We start from the raw sequence: 15,607 nt of genomic DNA, 5'->3' as shown, positions 1-15,607 counted from the left end.
CTCGGGCGTGAGCACGTTGTCGGCCAGCACCGTCTGCAGCCGGCTCATTTCGAGCTCGCGCGAGCCGTCATCCATCCGGCTGACCACCTCGGTCACGGCAGCTGTCGGATCCTTGATGGAAAGATGCAGGCCGCCGAGGACCGCGCGCAGAAATCCCTTCACGGCGGCCGGCTGCGCCGTCGCGAAGGCCGGGTTGACGATGATGGCCTGGCCATAGGCCTCACAGCCATAATCGGCGAAGCGCAGTACCGCGAGATCGTCCGCGGGCACGCCGCGGTCGCGCAAATTGACCGCGGAGAGATAGGAGAAGCCGCTGACAGCGTCGACCTGTCCGGCCGACAGGATCGGCTCGCGCACCGCCGCCCCGACGTGCGACAGCTTGACGGCAGCGGTCTTGATCCCGTTCTGCCGCGCCAGTGCTGGCCACAGCCGGATCGCAAGATCGCCCTCGGCAACGCCGAGCGTTTTGCCTTCGAGATCCGCCAGCGTGTGAATGCCGCGGCTCTTGCGTGCGATGATGGCGTAGGGCGCGCTGTTGAACAGCACGAACACCGCTTTGACCGGCGGGTTGGCCGTATTGGCGCGGTAACGGATCAATTCGTTGATGTCGGCTATTGCGAGTTCGCTCTCACCTGTGGCCACCCGCGCGATCGCATCCGCTGGTCCCTTCGCGACCGTGGTTGTCACCGCCAGGCCTTCGCCGACGAACAATCCGCGGCTTGCTGCCAGCACGACCGGCGCCATGCTCGCCTCCAGCGGACGCTCGAAGGCGAGCTGGATGGCGATCGGCCGTCTGGCGTCATCTGCGAATGCGCGCGCATCAAGCCCTGCCAGGCCGAGGATCACCAGAAGTGCCAGACGGAGGAGGGCAAAAGATCGTCGCACGCGTATCGAAGAACCCCGGCCGCTCATGGAAGCGCTTTCAAGTTTCTGTTTTCGGCTCGGCTGCCCGTGTGTCAGTTTGATGACGGAATTCATGGCGCATCGAGCAGTAAAGCCGACGGCAGAGCATTGTGCCGGATCGAAGCTGAACGGTCCATGAGCACCACCTGCGGCGATTTGCGCCGGAATGTCGGGTTTCGATCCGGGAACCCAGCCTCCATCTGACGCGTTGGTCGGTTCAAATCGATCGGAACGGAGGATCTCAGGATGATCACAAAGAGCGGAGAAGTCTCGAGGGGCAGCCGAGCGACCGTGCTGGCGACGGTCGCGGCTGTGGCCCTCACCGCAGTCCAGCCGACGCTGGCCTTTGCCGGCACCTCGCGGTCCAGCCAGGTGTCGGCTGCGGCAGCAAGCGATACCGGCCTCACCGATGTCAGCGCCCGGCGCCGGCATCACTATCGTGGCGGCGGTGGTGCGGCGGCGGCAGCCGCCTTTGCCGGCATCGTCGGCACCGGCCTTGCCATTGCGGCGGAACAGAATCGCCGCTCCTATTATGACGATTACTATTACGGCAGGCGCCCCTATTACGGCCCCGGTCCCTATTATTACGGCGGCCCCACTTACTATCAGGGCTGGTAACCAAGGCCCGTTGCGCAAAAATCCGTCGGCCCGTCGCCGGCGGATTTTTTCGTTTTCGACACAGGCGTTAACGCCCCTGCCATTGCTTTTAACTATCATGCCGGGATGAGTGATTCGATCGAGCGGCTCTATCTCGCGGTGCTGGCGGCCAGGGATCAGGATCCCGGCCGGTCGCGCACGGCCAAGCTGTTGCAGCAGGGCACGGCCAAGATGGCCAAGAAGCTCACCGAAGAGGCCATCGAGGTCGCGATCGATGCGGTCCGGGGCGACGCCCAGTCGGTCGTGCGTGAGAGCGCCGACCTGATCTACAACCTCGCCGTTCTGTGGGCGGAGACCGGCGTGCGGCCGGACGATGTCTGGCGCGAAATGGAGCGACGCGAGGTGCTGCTCGGGATCGCCGAGAAGCTGCCCAAATCCCCGGTGAAGATCCAGAAATCTGCGAACGCCCGGCTGGCACGGCGACCGATTGTCGCGCTCGAGGGACGCGCCTTACGGAAACGGCACTAGTTCCCTTCTCGTCGGCAGGAGCGGCAAGCTCACCATGGACAAACCCGCCATGGTTTGCTTCATCGCGAGCCATGCTCAAACGAATCTATGACTGGTGCATCGACGCCGCCCACAAGCCGTATGCGCTCTGGATCCTGGCCGGGGTCGCCTTCGCGGAGAGTTCCTTCTTTCCGGTCCCGCCGGACGTGATGCTGATCCCGATGTCGCTGGCCAAGCCGCAGCGGGCCTGGCTGTTTGCCGGCGTCTGCACCCTGGCCTCGGTCGCCGGCGGATTGCTCGGTTATGCGATCGGCGCCGTGCTCTACGACTCGCTCGGCCATTGGCTGATCCAGCTGTATGGTCTTTCCGACAAGGTCGAGGCTTTCAGGGCCTCCTATGCCGAATGGGGCGCGGTCATCATCCTGCTCAAGGGCCTGACGCCGATCCCCTACAAGCTCGTCACCATCACCTCGGGCTTTGCCGGCTACAACCTGCTGCTGTTCGTGCTGTGCTCGATCGTGGCGCGCGGCGCCCGCTTCTTCGTCGCAGCGATCCTGCTTAATCGTTACGGCGAATGGATCAGGATCCGCATCGAGAAGCATCTCGGGCTGTGGGTCGCGCTCGGCGCCGCCGTTCTGGTTCTCGGCTTCGTCGTGGCGTTCAAGCTGATCTGATCGCACAGTTGCTGCGCGTCCCCGGCGCTTTCCGCGGCATCTGGTTTCAGTCTAGATTGATGCCATGACCCTCCGATCCGGCTCGCCGTCCCTTAGCCTGCCCTGCGCAGCGGTCATGGCGTCGATCGCAGTCGCATTGTCGCTGCTGGGGCCGGGCGCTGGTTGGGCGCAATCGGCGCCGCCTTCGCTCGGCCTGCGGGAGCAGCCACAGCCCGCGCAAGCGCCGCCAAATGCGGCGCCGACCGGTTCTGAGCGTTCAGGGCTCGTCGACGAGCTCGGCAGGCTTTTCGAGAAGATGTCGATCCTGCCGCTCAAAGGCGCGAGCGAGAGCCGCAGCGATGCGAATGCCGCGCCCCAGGATACAGCCAAGGATATGGCCAAGGATGCGGCCAGCGGAACGCCAAAGGATGCCGCGAAGACCTCGGCCAAGGACGGCAGCGCCGACGCGGTCAGGGATGCGATCAAGCACAGCGGCGAGACCTTGTCGCGGCTCACTAAGCCGTCCAGCATGGTGTCGGGCCGCTCGGTCTGTCCCATGGCCGGGAATGGCACGCCGGATTGCCAGTCTGCCGCCGACAGGCTCTGTCAGGGCAAAGGCTACAAGCAAGGCAAGAGCCTCAACACCGATGCCGCCGAGACCTGCTCGGCCAAGGTCCTGATCCCTGGCCGTCAGCGCAAGCCGGACGATTGCCGCACCGACACCTACGTCACCTCAGCGCTCTGTCAATGATTGCGCCGGCCGACCGGCACGGGCGGAGCGGCAGCGTGTCGACGCAAGACCCCGGCAGCTGTCTCTTGATCGGTTCCCTTCGGTTTGCGTTGCGGTCATGATCTCTGGCATCGTCATCCCCGGCATCGTTGGCGAAGCCCGTCACAGTCTGAAGAAGAACGAAAGAGGAAATCCCGTCCATGTCCATGCCTGCCTTGTTCAAGGGCCGTCTCTCGATACCTGTGATCGGGTCGCCGCTGTTCATCATCTCCGTGCCCGATCTCGTGATCGCCCAGTGCAAGGCCGGTGTGGTCGGCGCGTTTCCCGCGCTGAATGCCCGGCCGCCGGAATTGCTGGACGAGTGGCTCGCCCGGATCACCGAGGAGCTCGCGGCCTATGACCGCGCACACCCTGAACGTCCATCCGCGCCCTTTGCGGTGAATCAGATCGTGCACCGCTCCAACAACCGGCTCGAGCATGATCTGGCGCTCTGCGAGAAGTACAAGGTGCCGATGATCATCACCTCGCTCGGCGCGCGCGAGGATCTCAATCAGGCCGTCCACCGCTGGGGCGGCATCGTCTTCCATGATGTCATCAACCAGACCTTCGCGCACAAGGCGATCGACAAGGGCGCCGACGGGCTGATCCTGGTTGCGGCCGGTGCCGGCGGCCACGCCGGGACCGTCTCGCCGTTTGCCTTCGTGGCGGAGACGCGGGCGTGGTTCGACGGTCCGATCGCGCTATCCGGCGCGATCGCCAACGGCCGCGCCATTCGCGCTGCCCGCGTCCTGGGCGCCGATTTTGCCTATATCGGCTCGGCGTTCATCGCGACCGAAGAGGCGAACGCGGTCGAAGCCTACAAGGCGATGATCACCAATTCAGGTGCCGATGACATCGTCTATTCGAATTTGTTCACGGGCGTGCACGGCAACTATCTGAAGCCGTCGATCGTCGCGGCCGGGCTCGATCCCAACGATCTGCCGACCTCCGACCCGTCCAAGATGAGCTTCGGCACCGATACGTCCGGCGAGCGCGCCAGACCGAAGGCCTGGAAGGAGATCTGGGGCAGCGGGCAGGGGATTGGCGCCATCGACAAGGTGGTGCCCGCGGCCGAGCTGATCGCGCGCTTCAAGAAAGAATATGACGAGGCGATCGATCCGCCTTTGTGAGCTCCGGTCCTTGTGAGCTCGTAATGCGAGCTCATGATGTGAGCTCGTGATGTGCAAAGCGCGGCAGTTTTGGCTGCCGCGCTTTGTAGGATCAGGTTCAGTGTTCGGGATCGAAGCTATTCCAGCTCGATCGCCTGATACTTGCCGCGCTCGTCGAGCGCCGTGCCCCAGATCTTGTGCGAGGCCTGATGCTCGGCACGGCCGAAGCCGAGCTTGGCGCCGAGGCCAAGATCGACATTGTTCGTGTTCTCCAGCGTGTCGATCAGCGCCTCGGTGTCGAGCTGCGGGCCGACGCGCTTCAAGGCCTGGATCAGCACGTTGGCTGCGACATAGCCCTCGAACGAAACGTAGGACGGCGCTTCGCCGGGGAAGTATTTTTCCAGCGCGCTCTTGTATTCGAGCACCGCGCTGGAATAGCCGCCGACCGCCGGCACCACCTGGGTCACGATCACGCCGCTGGCGTAGCGCGGTCCGAGCAGCATCAATTCGTCCGACAGCTCGGTCGAGCCCACGAACGACACGTTGGTGTAGACCATGCTCGGATACTGGTCGCGCGTCTTTTCGATGAACTTCGCGGCCGCGCGATAGGTTGCGACCATGACGATGGCCTTGGGCGGGTTCTTCATCGCCCTCAGCTGGTTCACGGCCTCATCGACGTCGACCGTGTTGCGCTTGTAGTTGAAGCGCACGATGGCGGAGTCGGGCAGGCCGAGCGAACGGAAGGCCTTGGAGACGCCAGCGAAGCCTGCATCTCCATAGGCGTCCTGCTGGGCGAAGACCGCGATGTCCCGCGGCTGCAGGCGGCGCAGCTTGAGCAGATAGTGGACCACCTCGTTGGTCTCTTCCGCATAGCTCGCACGGTAGTTGAAGACGTAGCGGTCCGGCGGATCGTTGCGCAGGAGGTTGGCGCCGGTGAATGCGCCGTAGAACAGCGCCCGGTGCTGCAGCGCGTAGGGCATGCCGACGGCAGCCGTCGGCGTACCGACATTGCCGATGAAGCCGAACACCTTGTCCTTCTCGTAGAGCTGCCGCATCGCCTCGAGCGTGCGGGATGGCTCGTAGCCGTCGTCGGCCGCAAACAGGCGGAGCGACCGGCCGGCGATGCCGCCGGCGTCGTTGGTGCGATTGAAGGCGGCGTCGATGCCGAGCTTCATCTGCCGGCCGAGCTCGCGCGAAGCTCCGGAGAACGGGCCGCAGATACCGAAGCGGATCTCGTTGGCCGTGACGCCCTGCACGTTGCTAGCGAGGGTCGGCGGCAAGGTCGCGGTCGGCGCCGTAGCCGCTGCGGCGGGAGTTGAACCGATCACGCCGCCGAAGCCGGAGCTGGACGTGCTCGGGGCGGCCTGGCCCAGCGAGCGCTCGAGTTCGGCGAGCTGACGGCCGGCGGTGGTGCAGTCGGTCTGTGATGCGCCGACGCGGTTGCGGCCGTCGGCGACAAAGCCGTTGAAGACGCGGGTGAGCTCGTCGCGATCGGACGCGCCCGCCGAGGCTTCGCGGATCACCTCGCGGAACTTGTCAACGATCGCCTGAACCCGGCCCTGGTCGATTGCCTGGCACGCGGAGGCTGCACCGACGATCGGCCCGACCCGGCTGGCGAGATTGCGCACCACATCCGCGTTGGTGCCGGCGGCACTTGCAGGCCCTGCGAGCAGGGCCGCGACCAAGAGTACGCTGGAACGAAAGATCATTTTGCCACTATCCCACTTTGGACCCCATCCAGGTCTCCGCCTGGTGAAATGACGCCTGTGCACGATGGCGGGAGCTTGAACACCATCGCGCACCTCCTAGCATTTTCAAAGAGCATGACCTTTTCGGTAATTTGCCCCGCTTTTTTTGGTCATGCTTTCGAAATCGCTAATGCGTCACGTCGCCAGAGCGTCCTCCTTTCCGAGCAACACGATACGAGTTCGATCGCCTGAGCTTGCGTAGTTCTGAAGCGTCGCAGCCGCCGGCGCATGGCCACTGGCCACGTCCCGGTTGAAGCTGCGCATCGGCGGGGTTCGAGCGAGGTCACTGGGGGCCGCCCGCAGCGCCTCGCGGAATTTGTCGAGGATCATATCAACGCGACCGTCTGTGATGTTCTGGGTAATGTTCTGGCAAAGCGCGAGGTCCTGGCAAAGCGGAGCCGCTCCGACGATTGCGCCGGGGCCGCAAGCCGGACCGCGCACGGTGTCGACGGGAGCGATTGCGGAGCCGGCGGCCGCCGCAAGGAAAGTCCCGGTCAACAACGCAGACCAGCATGTGAGCATGGACATATCCGCTTATTCTAGGTCAAGGGCCTCGTGACGTCAGCCATTCGTTGGCATACAAATTAATTTCCAGTTTCCCAACCCTACTTTTGGCGCCTTCCGCCGGTGGCGGTATTTTATTCAAGTTCGATCGGCTGATACGTACCGGTTTCGTCGAGCGCCGTACCCCAGATCTTGTGCGAGGCCTGATGCTCGGCGCGGCCGAAGCCAAGCTGCGTGCCTAACCCGAGATCGATATTGCGAAGATTTTCGAGCGTGTCGACCAACTGTTCCGTGTCGAAGGTGGGGCCTACTCGCTTCAGCGCTTCGATCAGGATGCTCGCGGATACGTAGCCTTCCAGCGACGTGTAATCGGGCGCCTCGCCGGGGAAGTACTTCGCCAGCGCGTTCTTGTAGTCGAGCACCAGGCTCGAATAGCCGGACACGCCGGGCACGACCTGGGTGACGATCACGCCATTGGTATAGCGCGGCCCGAGCAGTGTGAGCTCGCTCGCGAGCGAGGAGGCTCCCACCGCCGATACGTTGGCGAGGACGAGCCCCGGAAGCTGTTCCTGCGCCTTCTCGATGAACTTGGCTGCGGCCCGCGTCGTTGCCACCATGATGACGGCACGGATCGGGACCCGTTGCGCCTTCAGCTGGTTGATCGCGTTGTCCACGTCGAGCGTGTTGCGCGCATAGTTGACTCGCAGAATGCCGTTGTCGTTGACGCCCAGCGCGCGGAAGGCTTTCGCCACACCGGCATAGCCGGCATCGCCATAGGCGTCGTCCTGCGCGAACACGGCAATCTGCCGAGGCTGCAACCGGCGCAGCTTCACGAGATAGTGCACCAACGCCTCGGTCTCTTCCGCATAGCTCGGACGGTAGTTGAAGACGTAGCGGTCGGGCGGGTCGTGGCGCACGACATTGGCGCCGGTATAGGCGCTGAAGAACAGAGCCCGCCGTTCCAGTGCATAGGGGATCGCCACCGCGGCATTCGCCGTTCCGAAATTGCCGATGAAGCCGAACACCTGCTCCTTGTCATAGAGCGCTTTCATCGCATCGAGCGTGCGGGTGGGATCGTATCCATCGTCGGCGGCGACCAGCTTCAGCATGCGGCCGTTGATGCCGCCGCCTTCGTTGGCGCGATTGAACGCCGCCTCGATACCGAGCTTCATCAGCCGGCCGGTCTCCTTCACCGGACCGGAGAACGGCATGACGATGCCGAACTTGATCTCGCTCTGGGTCACGCCGCGTACGTTCATCGGAGGCGGCAATGTCTGTGTGGGCGCAGTTGCGGCCATCGCGGCCGGCGGTCCGAACCGTACCTCCGGCAGTCCCGACGTGGTCTGTGGCGGCGCTGCGATCGATCGTTCGAGATCGGCAAGCTGACGATCGGCGGCGCGGCAGTCGAGCCGCCCGCTCGTGACGGCGCCACGGCCCTCGGCGACATAACGATCCAACAGGCGCGTCAGCTCGTCACGATCAGCTTCCAGAGTCGACGCCTCGCGGATCACGGACTGGAATTTTTCGATGATCCCCTGGATCCGCGGGCGGGCGATGTCGCGGCAGGCGAGTGCCGAGCCGACGATCGGGCCGACCTTGCTGCTAAGTTCGCGCACCACTTTGAGGCTGTCGCCAGGCGCAGCATGCACTGTGCTCGCGAACAGCGCGCTGAACAGGAGCGCCGTCAGACGAACGGAGATACGCACGTCTCGTACCGTGGCCATACGAGGCCAGAGGTCAGACATAGTCGCCATGGTGATGCCGTCGCAGCTCGTGTGATGCCTAGTGTCGTGGTTCAGAAATTCGCTTCAGTTTCGCCGCGCATTCGATCAAGCAGAATTCCCGAACTGAACCACACTAGAATCAAAGATTTTCAGTGTCCTTCGAGCCCGAAGTTCGCTTGCAAAGCCGTCGCGCGATGGGCGCGAACTTCGGATCGGATTATTGGACCTTGTCCGGCTGGCCCGCTTTCTGATTCCACTGCATGAATTGCTGCAGCAGCGGCTTCTCAGCGGTTTCGCTCTTGGCCGTCTGCGGCTGGTCGTCGGGCGGCAGCAGCGATTGGAACTGGGCCAATGCGGACGTCGTCTTGACGTCGACCTTATCGGTCTGCGGCTCATCCACCTCGGCCTTGATGTCCTTGGCTTCGATCGCGGCAGGCGGCGGTGGCAGCGTCGTCTTCATGGCCTGGACCGCCGCCACGAAGGAGGAGCTGGCGTCCTGCTGGCGCGACGCGGGAACGATGTTCACGAAGAACAGGGCGATCACGGCGGCCACACCGGCGGCGGCGGCGAAGCGGCCTGCGATTTTGAACGTCACCGAGCGGCGGTCGCGTTCACGTGCGAAATCCGGGGGCTCGCGCATCACTTGCGGATCCAGCGTATGGCGGAGGGATTCGAACACTGCGTTCTCAAGGCGCGACTCCACGGTATTTTGTGCTGAGGATGAGGGAGTCCGGTCGGTACCGGCCTGGGGTTTTTCGCGGGTTTCCTCGACCAGAGACAAGCGGGTCGCCTCCGGCCTTTCGCGGACCCAGCGCGGTGCGTAATGCAACGGGTCCTGCGGGTTCGTCGTAGGATTCTGCTCACTCAAGGAACTCATACGCTACTCCTCTAACGCTCGACTCCGGTACACGAATACGCCGCTGCCCTGGCCGCATGCGACAAAGGTCTTAAGGTAAAGAGTGGCGCTTGAAGGGTCGCGGGCGACCCCATCGAGCCGGAAATATCTGCAGCGTCCGAGGCAGAGCGCTCGCTGGTCGCAGTGCCCCACACATCGTCCCCTGCATCACCGTAACGAGCTGTTAACTGTGCCCGCCGCGGTTCCGAACCCATGCCCCGCCCCCTGACGAGTGTCAACGACTGCACGATCCTGCTCGGTTCAGGATCGGTGTTATATGTACCTTAAGGTTATCAGCGGGATGTGATTAAAATGAGGCGCATCCCGCCTTGACTGTGCTGAGCTGGGGATTGGCCGCGATTCTGTCGCAAAAAAGGCACTACTCCGCCACCTTCAAAGTATGTTCGTACCTTCAGAGGTTTAATTCAATTTGGCTGGTGCCTTCTTAACTCCTCATTAACCAACGCCGTCCGACAGTTAACCAATCGCTAAGAAAGGCTGGTCGGATGGTCATGAATGTCAAGGTCGAACAGACACGTCAGTTCATTCGTTTACGCGGCCGCTCTTACGTCGCGTTTGTGTTTTCCCCCGTTGTCCCCATTGCCGGTTGGCTCAGCGAGCTCGATGCGACGCTCGCAGGTTCCCCAGGCTTCTTCGTCGGCAAGCCGGTGGTTCTCGATCTGTCGGCGGTGGATCTCAGTCCGCTCGCGATCACGCATCTCATCAAGAGCATCGAGGCGCGCAACATCCGCGTGCTGGGTCTCGAAGGCGTCGAGCCCGCGCGGCTCGCGATCGGCATGCCGCCGCTGCTCACCGGCGGGCGTCAATGCGCGGTGCTGGAGGTCGAGCCGGACAAGCCGGCGCTGCAGCCTCTGAAATCGCTGCTGCTCGACACTCCGGTGCGCTCGGGGCAATCGGTGGTGTTTCCCGACGGCGACGTCACGGTGCTCGGCGCCGTTTCGTCCGGCGCTGAAATCGTCGCGGGAGGCTCGATCCATGTGTACGGCGCGTTGCGCGGCCGTGCCATGGCCGGCGTGAACGGCAACTCGGCTGCGCGGATCTATTGCCAGAAGATCGAGGCCGAGCTGCTCGCGATCGACGGCTACTACCAGACCGCGGAGCAGATCGACGTCGCGTTGCGCGGCAAGCCTGCCCAGGCCCGGCTGGACGGCAATTCCATGAAAATCACGCCATTGAACTGAACGACAGGAGGCAATCAAATGGCAAAGGTGCTCGTAGTGACGTCGGGCAAGGGCGGCGTCGGCAAGACCACGACCACGGCCGCCGTCGGGGCGGCGCTGGCGCAGGCCGGTCAGAAGGTTGTCGTGGTGGACTTCGATGTCGGCTTGCGCAATCTCGATCTCGTCCTGGGCGCCGAACGTCGGGTCGTGTTCGATCTCATCAATGTGGTGCAGGGCGTCGCCAAGCTGCCGCAGGCCCTGATCCGCGACAAGCGGCTGGAGAATCTCTGGCTGCTGCCGGCCTCGCAGACCAAGGACAAGGACGCGCTGACTGAAGAGGGCGTCGGCCGCGTCATCGCCGAGTTGCGCAAGATGTTCGACTATGTGTTGTGCGACAGCCCGGCTGGAATCGAGCGCGGTGCCATGCTCGCCATGCGCTTTGCGGACGAGGCGATCATCGTCACCAATCCGGAAGTGTCCTCGGTGCGCGATTCCGATCGCATCATCGGCATGCTCGATTCCAAGACGGTGCGTGCCGAGAACGGCGAGCGCGTCGAGAAGCACATCCTGATCACACGCTACGATCCGGCGCGCGCCGCGCGCGGCGAGATGCTCTCGATCGACGACGTGCTCGAGATCCTGGCCACCCCGCTGCTCGGCATCGTTCCGGAGAGCCAGGACGTGCTGCGCGCCTCTAACGTCGGCTGTCCCGTGACCTTGAACAATCCGGCGAGCACGCCGGCGCGCGCCTATTCGGACGCGATGCGCCGTCTGCTCGGCGAGCAGCTCGAGATGCTGGTACCGGCCGAGCCCAAGGGACTGATCAGACTGTTGCTTGGACGGAGGGCGGCATGAGCATGCTGCGGCTTTTCTCCAGCCGTCAGGCCTCCAGCCGTCAGGCCACGGCGCCGATCGCGCGGGAGCGGCTGCAGATCCTACTCGCGCATGAGCGCGGCATGCTCGGCCAGCCGGATCTGCTGTTGCAACTACGCGAGGAAATCCTCGCTGTGGTCTCGCGCCATGTGGTACTCGATCCCGACAAGGTCATCGTCCGGATGGATCGGGGTAAGCATGTTTCCACGCTCGAGGTCGACATCGAACTGCCCAACGGCGCCGATCGCGCCTTTGCACCCGCCGGCTAGTCGGCGGAGCGCTTGCGGCCGCAACGAGACGCGCGAGCAGGGGCGCGCATTGCGGGACGCGGTGTTGAGTTGATGCGACCGATCTTTCGTGTCGATGGCAATCGCGTCACGGTCAGTCCCGACGCGGCGGGGCCGTGGGACCCCACGATGCAGCACGGCTCGCCGCCGGCTTCGCTGGTAGTCTGGGCGGCGGAGCGCATTCCAGCCAAAGCGCCAATGCGCATTGCACGTTTGACAATCGATCTGATGCGGCCGGTGCCGCTGAGCGAGCTCACGCTCGAGAGCGAGTTGCTGCGCGATGGCCGCAAAATCCAACTCGTTGCGATCAGATTGCGCGCCGCCGGTGTGGTCGTTGCGGCCGCAACCGTGCTGAAGGTGCGGCAGGACGCCGTGCCGCTCCCGGACGACATCGCGGATCTGCCGGTCGATCTACCCGGTCCCGAGACCTCGCGTTCGGAGCCGGCCGACTTTTCTTCGAGTCCGTTCGTCAGGGGCATGTCGCTGCGCGCCGCGCGCGGCCGCTTCGGCGTGAAAGGACCGGGCGCGATCTGGTATCGCGTCGATTGGCCGATGGTGGACGGGCACCAGGTGTCGCCGGCGATGCGCGCAGCGATCGCCGCCGATTTCTGCAACGGCACATCGCCGGCGCTGGATTTCGATCTCTACACTTTCCTCAATGCCGATCTCACCGTGAACATGTCGCGCGAGCCGGTCGGCGACTGGATCCTGGTTGATGCCGAGAGCTGGATCGGTCCTGATGGGGCAGGGCTTGCGATGGCGCGGCTCGGCGATACCAAAGGTTATTTCGGCCGCGTCGTGCAGAGCCTGGTGGTGGAGCGACGACAAGGATCGGCCTGGCGCTGATGGCCCTATGCTAGTGAGCCTCATGCTGATGGCTCGGCGCTGATCCCCTCCTGAGCTGCGGAGCGGCGCCGCGCGCCATGCTGCGAGTTGCGATCACCGTTTTGGAGTCACGTTTCGACTGCGCATATCTGAGCGGGGCCTGCGCCGGTCGGCGCTCGTGGGGCCACCGTCCGAACGTTGTGCGCACGACGTCACGCGATAGGCGAGGCGGGCATGGCCCGCGCAATAAGGCAGGCTATCGAGCGGCGTGTTGCCGCAGAAGCAGAAGTCCGCCGCCCCTGGCGTCGACAGTGGCCAGCGGCAGCGCTCCTTTGTCAGTTCGAGCAGGGAGCAGCCGCGGGCTTCTGCTGTCGCGCACGGCTCGATGACCAGGATGGGCGGGGCGCTGGTCGCCTTGAGAAGCTGCTTGAGAACCTGGCGCCTGAGCAGGGGCGGATGGCGCTTGCGGGCCGGCTTCGGCGCAGCGTTTCGCTGCCGACGGCGTTTGCCATAACGATCGTCCCGCGTGAGCATCAAGCGTGAGACCTTGCCGATCACGGCATTGCGACTGACGCCGAGTTCGAGGGCGATCTCGCGGCAGGTGAGTCCGGCTTGGAAACGTTCTTTGAGGCGTTCGACGCGTTCGATGGTCCAGGTTGCCTCTATCTTAAGTTGTTCTGCGGGCATGGCGGGTTTTCCGTATTTGATCCGCTGGACCAGTCGGGCCGGGAGGGCGCCGCATCTGTGCGTCAGGAACTCGGATGCAGACTGCGTCGCGTCATCGCCATCGCGTGCTCGCCGGCGTTGATCGTCCTGACGATCGCAGGCATGGGCCAGCTCGGTTCAGGTTCATAAGAGAACACACGCTACATCACATGCGTTGTCCGCAGCAGGCGACATTCACCTCGGGCGACGCGTTGTTCCATTTTCAACTAACTGGTGACGAATCCGACAATGAGCAAGATTCGCAAATTTAACAATGACGCAGGATAAATTATTTGAAATAGCAATGCGATGCCGTGGCTATTGGACGGCGATCTGTATCGCGTGGCTGCAAATAGGACGGCGTCAACTAACAAGGCGACGAGGACCGGTCGTGCCATGATTCCTCGCAAGCCGTTTCTAACAGGATTGTGAGCGGCGGCCGCGCGATTGCGAATGCGGTTTCTATTCCAATTCGTTGTAGTTGTGATTTTATAATATTGCAATCGCGCGTGTTCGGGGATTCTCGATCCGCAGTCAGCGCGGCTGTCGCGAGTGCAATGGCCGCGACAGAGAAGACGCTTGCGGCCGTTCCCGGGCTGCGCGTGATTCTTCGCGTGCATGAGCCGGTCCGGTTCCGCACGGCCGGAAGACCGGCTTGGTCTCTCCCATCGTTTTCTTCGTATGAAGGAGATTTGCATCCTTCATTGTTGCCGCGCTGAAGCGCGTGTTCCAACGCTGGTCATGAAACCTTGCTCCGTAGCGATGGTGGTCGCGCCGTCAGCCGGAACATCGCCGCAATGAGGGCGTTGCCCGGCCAACAGATAAGGAGCGGGATCATGCGCAGTTCGACAGCTTTTTTTGCGGGCGCGGGAACCGTCGCCGTTGCTGCTGCCGTGGGTCTCGGCGGCGGACTCGTGATCGCGGAGATGATGAGTCCGAACAAGCCGCTGTTGGAATCCACCAAGCTCGAGCGGCATGCCCCAGATCCTTCGCCTTCGCCGAGCGCATCGCCCTCGTCCTATCTTGCGGCGACGCAACCGGCGGCGACCGCGCCGGTGGTGGTGACGCCGGCTGCGGCGAAGCCGGCAGATCAGCCGCAGCCTGTCGCGGATCAGCCGGCGCCGCAGCCCTCGCCATCGCCGGTGAGCACGGCCAGCGATGCATCGGCTCCGCAGCCTGCATCGCAGGGGGCGCCGCCGGCACAGCAGGCGCATGCGCCGGAGAACGCCTTGGCCAAGGCTGATGATGCCGATCTCAAACCGCGCAATGGTGAACGTCGCCACGGCACGGAGCGACGGCGCAGCGAACGGCGTCAGCAGCCGGCGGAGCAGCGGCAGCAGTGGGGCGAGCAGCGACAGCAATGGGCCGAGCAGCGGCGCTCGTATCGGCGACGCGAACCGGATCTGCGCGAGGTCGAGCAGTCCGTGCGCGAGGACGACAGTGCGCCGCGCGGTTATGTGGCAGAGCCCGTCGAGGTGCCCGCGCCCCGCTTCAGCCTGTTCGGCGACGATTGAAAGGCACGGCGCAAATCGTGTTCGGAAACCGATGATCGCGGCATCGGCTTGAGGCGGGAGGTTGCGCCCGCGCGCTCGAACATCAATCGCGCATCAACCTGACAGGACCCCGCCCCGTCCTGGATGCAATCCGGGCCACAACTTTAACGCGGCATTAACCATCCCAGGCCGACAATTCGCCCGTGCCGGTATCCCATTCTCTTGCGGGAAACGCGCAACGCTCGAATCACTTGGTCCAATCATCTGGGGATGCGCGATGGGCTTCGAGACGCTTCTGGGCAAGACGCCGGCGACGTTGGAGGAGATCCGGATTCGGGTCGGCCACGCGCTGCAGCGGCATCCGCTATGCCGCAATGTCCGTTTCGATATCGTCAGCGTTCCGCGCACGGCCCGCGGCGGGAACTGGACCATCAGCCTGCATGCGGTGGAGCCGACCGCGCTGTGGGAGGCGTCCGATATCGTTGCCGACATTCAGGCGGCGTACGACCTGCAGGCGGCGAGGGCCTGACGGGTTTGCGTCATTTTTTTCAATCGGTGCGGCTTAACGGCAACAAGGGCACCTTAAAGCCTTAATTTGCTCCCAGTTTTCGGCAAAGTGCGGCGTTCCCGCCGGGGATACGGAGATATACGTGACGAAGTCGATCACCGCTTTGGCTTTGGTCTGCCTGCTGGTTGCAGGGGCGGCCGTAGCCAGCATTCTTGGTCGCGACAGCGTGCCTTCGGCCGGTATCTCCATGCCGGCCGCGGTGGCGAAGAGTCCGATTTCCAACCGCGAGGCCAAAGGGGATCGCCTCACCGTAACGCGGGTTTCGG

At 63.8% G+C, this 15,607-nt stretch carries 17 protein-coding genes and 1 pseudogene; 12 read left to right on the top strand and 6 right to left on the bottom strand.

Annotated features, from left to right (window positions below):
* On the bottom strand, positions 1-912 hold a 912-nt coding region (locus tag BRAS3843_RS19325), incomplete at its 3' end, for an ABC transporter substrate-binding protein (protein ID WP_035982199.1).
* Between the two features lie 237 nt (positions 913-1,149).
* Here BRAS3843_RS19325 and BRAS3843_RS19320 point away from each other — a divergent pair.
* From BRAS3843_RS19320 to BRAS3843_RS19300, 5 genes are all read left to right on the top strand, one after another.
* Positions 1,150-1,521 (top strand): hypothetical protein, encoded by a 372-nt coding sequence (locus tag BRAS3843_RS19320; RefSeq protein WP_008970687.1) that lies wholly within the window; start codon positions 1,150-1,152, stop codon positions 1,519-1,521.
* A 105-nt stretch (positions 1,522-1,626) separates the two neighbouring features.
* On the top strand, positions 1,627-2,028 hold the full coding sequence (hisE, locus tag BRAS3843_RS19315; protein WP_008970686.1) for a phosphoribosyl-ATP diphosphatase: 402 nt from the start codon (positions 1,627-1,629) through the stop codon (positions 2,026-2,028).
* A gap of 71 nt (positions 2,029-2,099) precedes the next feature.
* On the top strand, positions 2,100-2,681 hold the full coding sequence (locus BRAS3843_RS19310) for a YqaA family protein (RefSeq protein ID WP_008970685.1): 582 nt from the start codon (positions 2,100-2,102) through the stop codon (positions 2,679-2,681).
* A gap of 115 nt (positions 2,682-2,796) precedes the next feature.
* On the top strand, positions 2,797-3,411 hold the full coding sequence (locus tag BRAS3843_RS19305; protein WP_008970684.1) for a hypothetical protein: 615 nt from the start codon (positions 2,797-2,799) through the stop codon (positions 3,409-3,411).
* Between the two features lie 179 nt (positions 3,412-3,590).
* Entirely contained in the window at positions 3,591-4,559 is a 969-nt protein-coding gene (locus BRAS3843_RS19300; protein WP_008970683.1) for a nitronate monooxygenase family protein, read from the top strand.
* Positions 4,560-4,675: 116 nt separating this feature from the next.
* Here the strand turns inward: BRAS3843_RS19300 and BRAS3843_RS19295 are convergent, their stop codons facing one another.
* The 4 genes from BRAS3843_RS19295 to BRAS3843_RS42215 form a co-directional block, all read right to left on the bottom strand.
* Positions 4,676-6,247, bottom strand: a complete 1,572-nt coding sequence (locus BRAS3843_RS19295; RefSeq protein ID WP_244425404.1) for an ABC transporter substrate-binding protein — start codon at positions 6,245-6,247, stop codon at positions 4,676-4,678.
* A 174-nt stretch (positions 6,248-6,421) separates the two neighbouring features.
* Positions 6,422-6,808, bottom strand: coding sequence for a hypothetical protein (locus tag BRAS3843_RS19290; RefSeq protein ID WP_008970681.1), 387 nt, complete (start codon positions 6,806-6,808; stop codon positions 6,422-6,424).
* 116 nt (positions 6,809-6,924) lie between these two features.
* On the bottom strand, positions 6,925-8,490 hold the full coding sequence (locus BRAS3843_RS19285; RefSeq protein WP_244425406.1) for an ABC transporter substrate-binding protein: 1,566 nt from the start codon (positions 8,488-8,490) through the stop codon (positions 6,925-6,927).
* A 241-nt stretch (positions 8,491-8,731) separates the two neighbouring features.
* The gene (locus BRAS3843_RS42215; RefSeq protein WP_008970679.1) at positions 8,732-9,391 is read right to left on the bottom strand and encodes a hypothetical protein; all 660 of its coding nucleotides are present in this window, start codon (positions 9,389-9,391) and stop codon (positions 8,732-8,734) included.
* A 530-nt stretch (positions 9,392-9,921) separates the two neighbouring features.
* Here BRAS3843_RS42215 and minC point away from each other — a divergent pair.
* From minC to BRAS3843_RS19260, 4 genes are all read left to right on the top strand, one after another.
* The gene (gene minC / locus BRAS3843_RS19275; RefSeq protein ID WP_139024918.1) at positions 9,922-10,611 is read left to right on the top strand and encodes a septum site-determining protein MinC; all 690 of its coding nucleotides are present in this window, start codon (positions 9,922-9,924) and stop codon (positions 10,609-10,611) included.
* Between the two features lie 18 nt (positions 10,612-10,629).
* Positions 10,630-11,445 (top strand): septum site-determining protein MinD, encoded by an 816-nt coding sequence (gene minD, locus BRAS3843_RS19270; RefSeq protein ID WP_008970676.1) that lies wholly within the window; start codon positions 10,630-10,632, stop codon positions 11,443-11,445.
* A complete protein-coding gene (minE, locus tag BRAS3843_RS19265) occupies positions 11,442-11,732 on the top strand; it encodes a cell division topological specificity factor MinE (protein WP_008970675.1) in 291 nt (96 codons plus the stop codon). The genes minD and minE overlap by 4 nt, the downstream gene beginning before the upstream one ends.
* 72 nt (positions 11,733-11,804) lie before the next feature.
* Positions 11,805-12,596 (top strand): thioesterase family protein, encoded by a 792-nt coding sequence (locus BRAS3843_RS19260; protein ID WP_035982194.1) that lies wholly within the window; start codon positions 11,805-11,807, stop codon positions 12,594-12,596.
* A gap of 93 nt (positions 12,597-12,689) precedes the next feature.
* Here the strand turns inward: BRAS3843_RS19260 and BRAS3843_RS19255 are convergent, their stop codons facing one another.
* Positions 12,690-13,262 carry a GcrA family cell cycle regulator gene (locus BRAS3843_RS19255; RefSeq protein WP_008970673.1) on the bottom strand — a complete coding sequence of 191 codons (573 nt, stop codon included), beginning with the start codon at positions 13,260-13,262 and terminating at the stop codon, positions 12,690-12,692.
* Positions 13,263-14,116: 854 nt separating this feature from the next.
* Here BRAS3843_RS19255 and BRAS3843_RS19250 point away from each other — a divergent pair.
* The 3 genes and pseudogenes from BRAS3843_RS19250 to BRAS3843_RS39710 all read left to right on the top strand — a co-directional run.
* On the top strand, positions 14,117-14,794 hold the full coding sequence (locus tag BRAS3843_RS19250) for a hypothetical protein (protein ID WP_008970671.1): 678 nt from the start codon (positions 14,117-14,119) through the stop codon (positions 14,792-14,794).
* Positions 14,795-15,050: 256 nt separating this feature from the next.
* Positions 15,051-15,302, top strand: coding sequence for a hypothetical protein (locus BRAS3843_RS19245; RefSeq protein WP_008970670.1), 252 nt, complete (start codon positions 15,051-15,053; stop codon positions 15,300-15,302).
* A gap of 121 nt (positions 15,303-15,423) precedes the next feature.
* A pseudogene (locus BRAS3843_RS39710) lies at positions 15,424-15,607 on the top strand (hypothetical protein); the annotation flags it as partial.

It is taken from the genome of Bradyrhizobium sp. STM 3843 (assembly GCF_000239815.1).
GTDB lineage: Bacteria > Pseudomonadota > Alphaproteobacteria > Rhizobiales > Xanthobacteraceae > Bradyrhizobium.
This window is presented reverse-complemented; position numbering and strand designations above follow the sequence as displayed.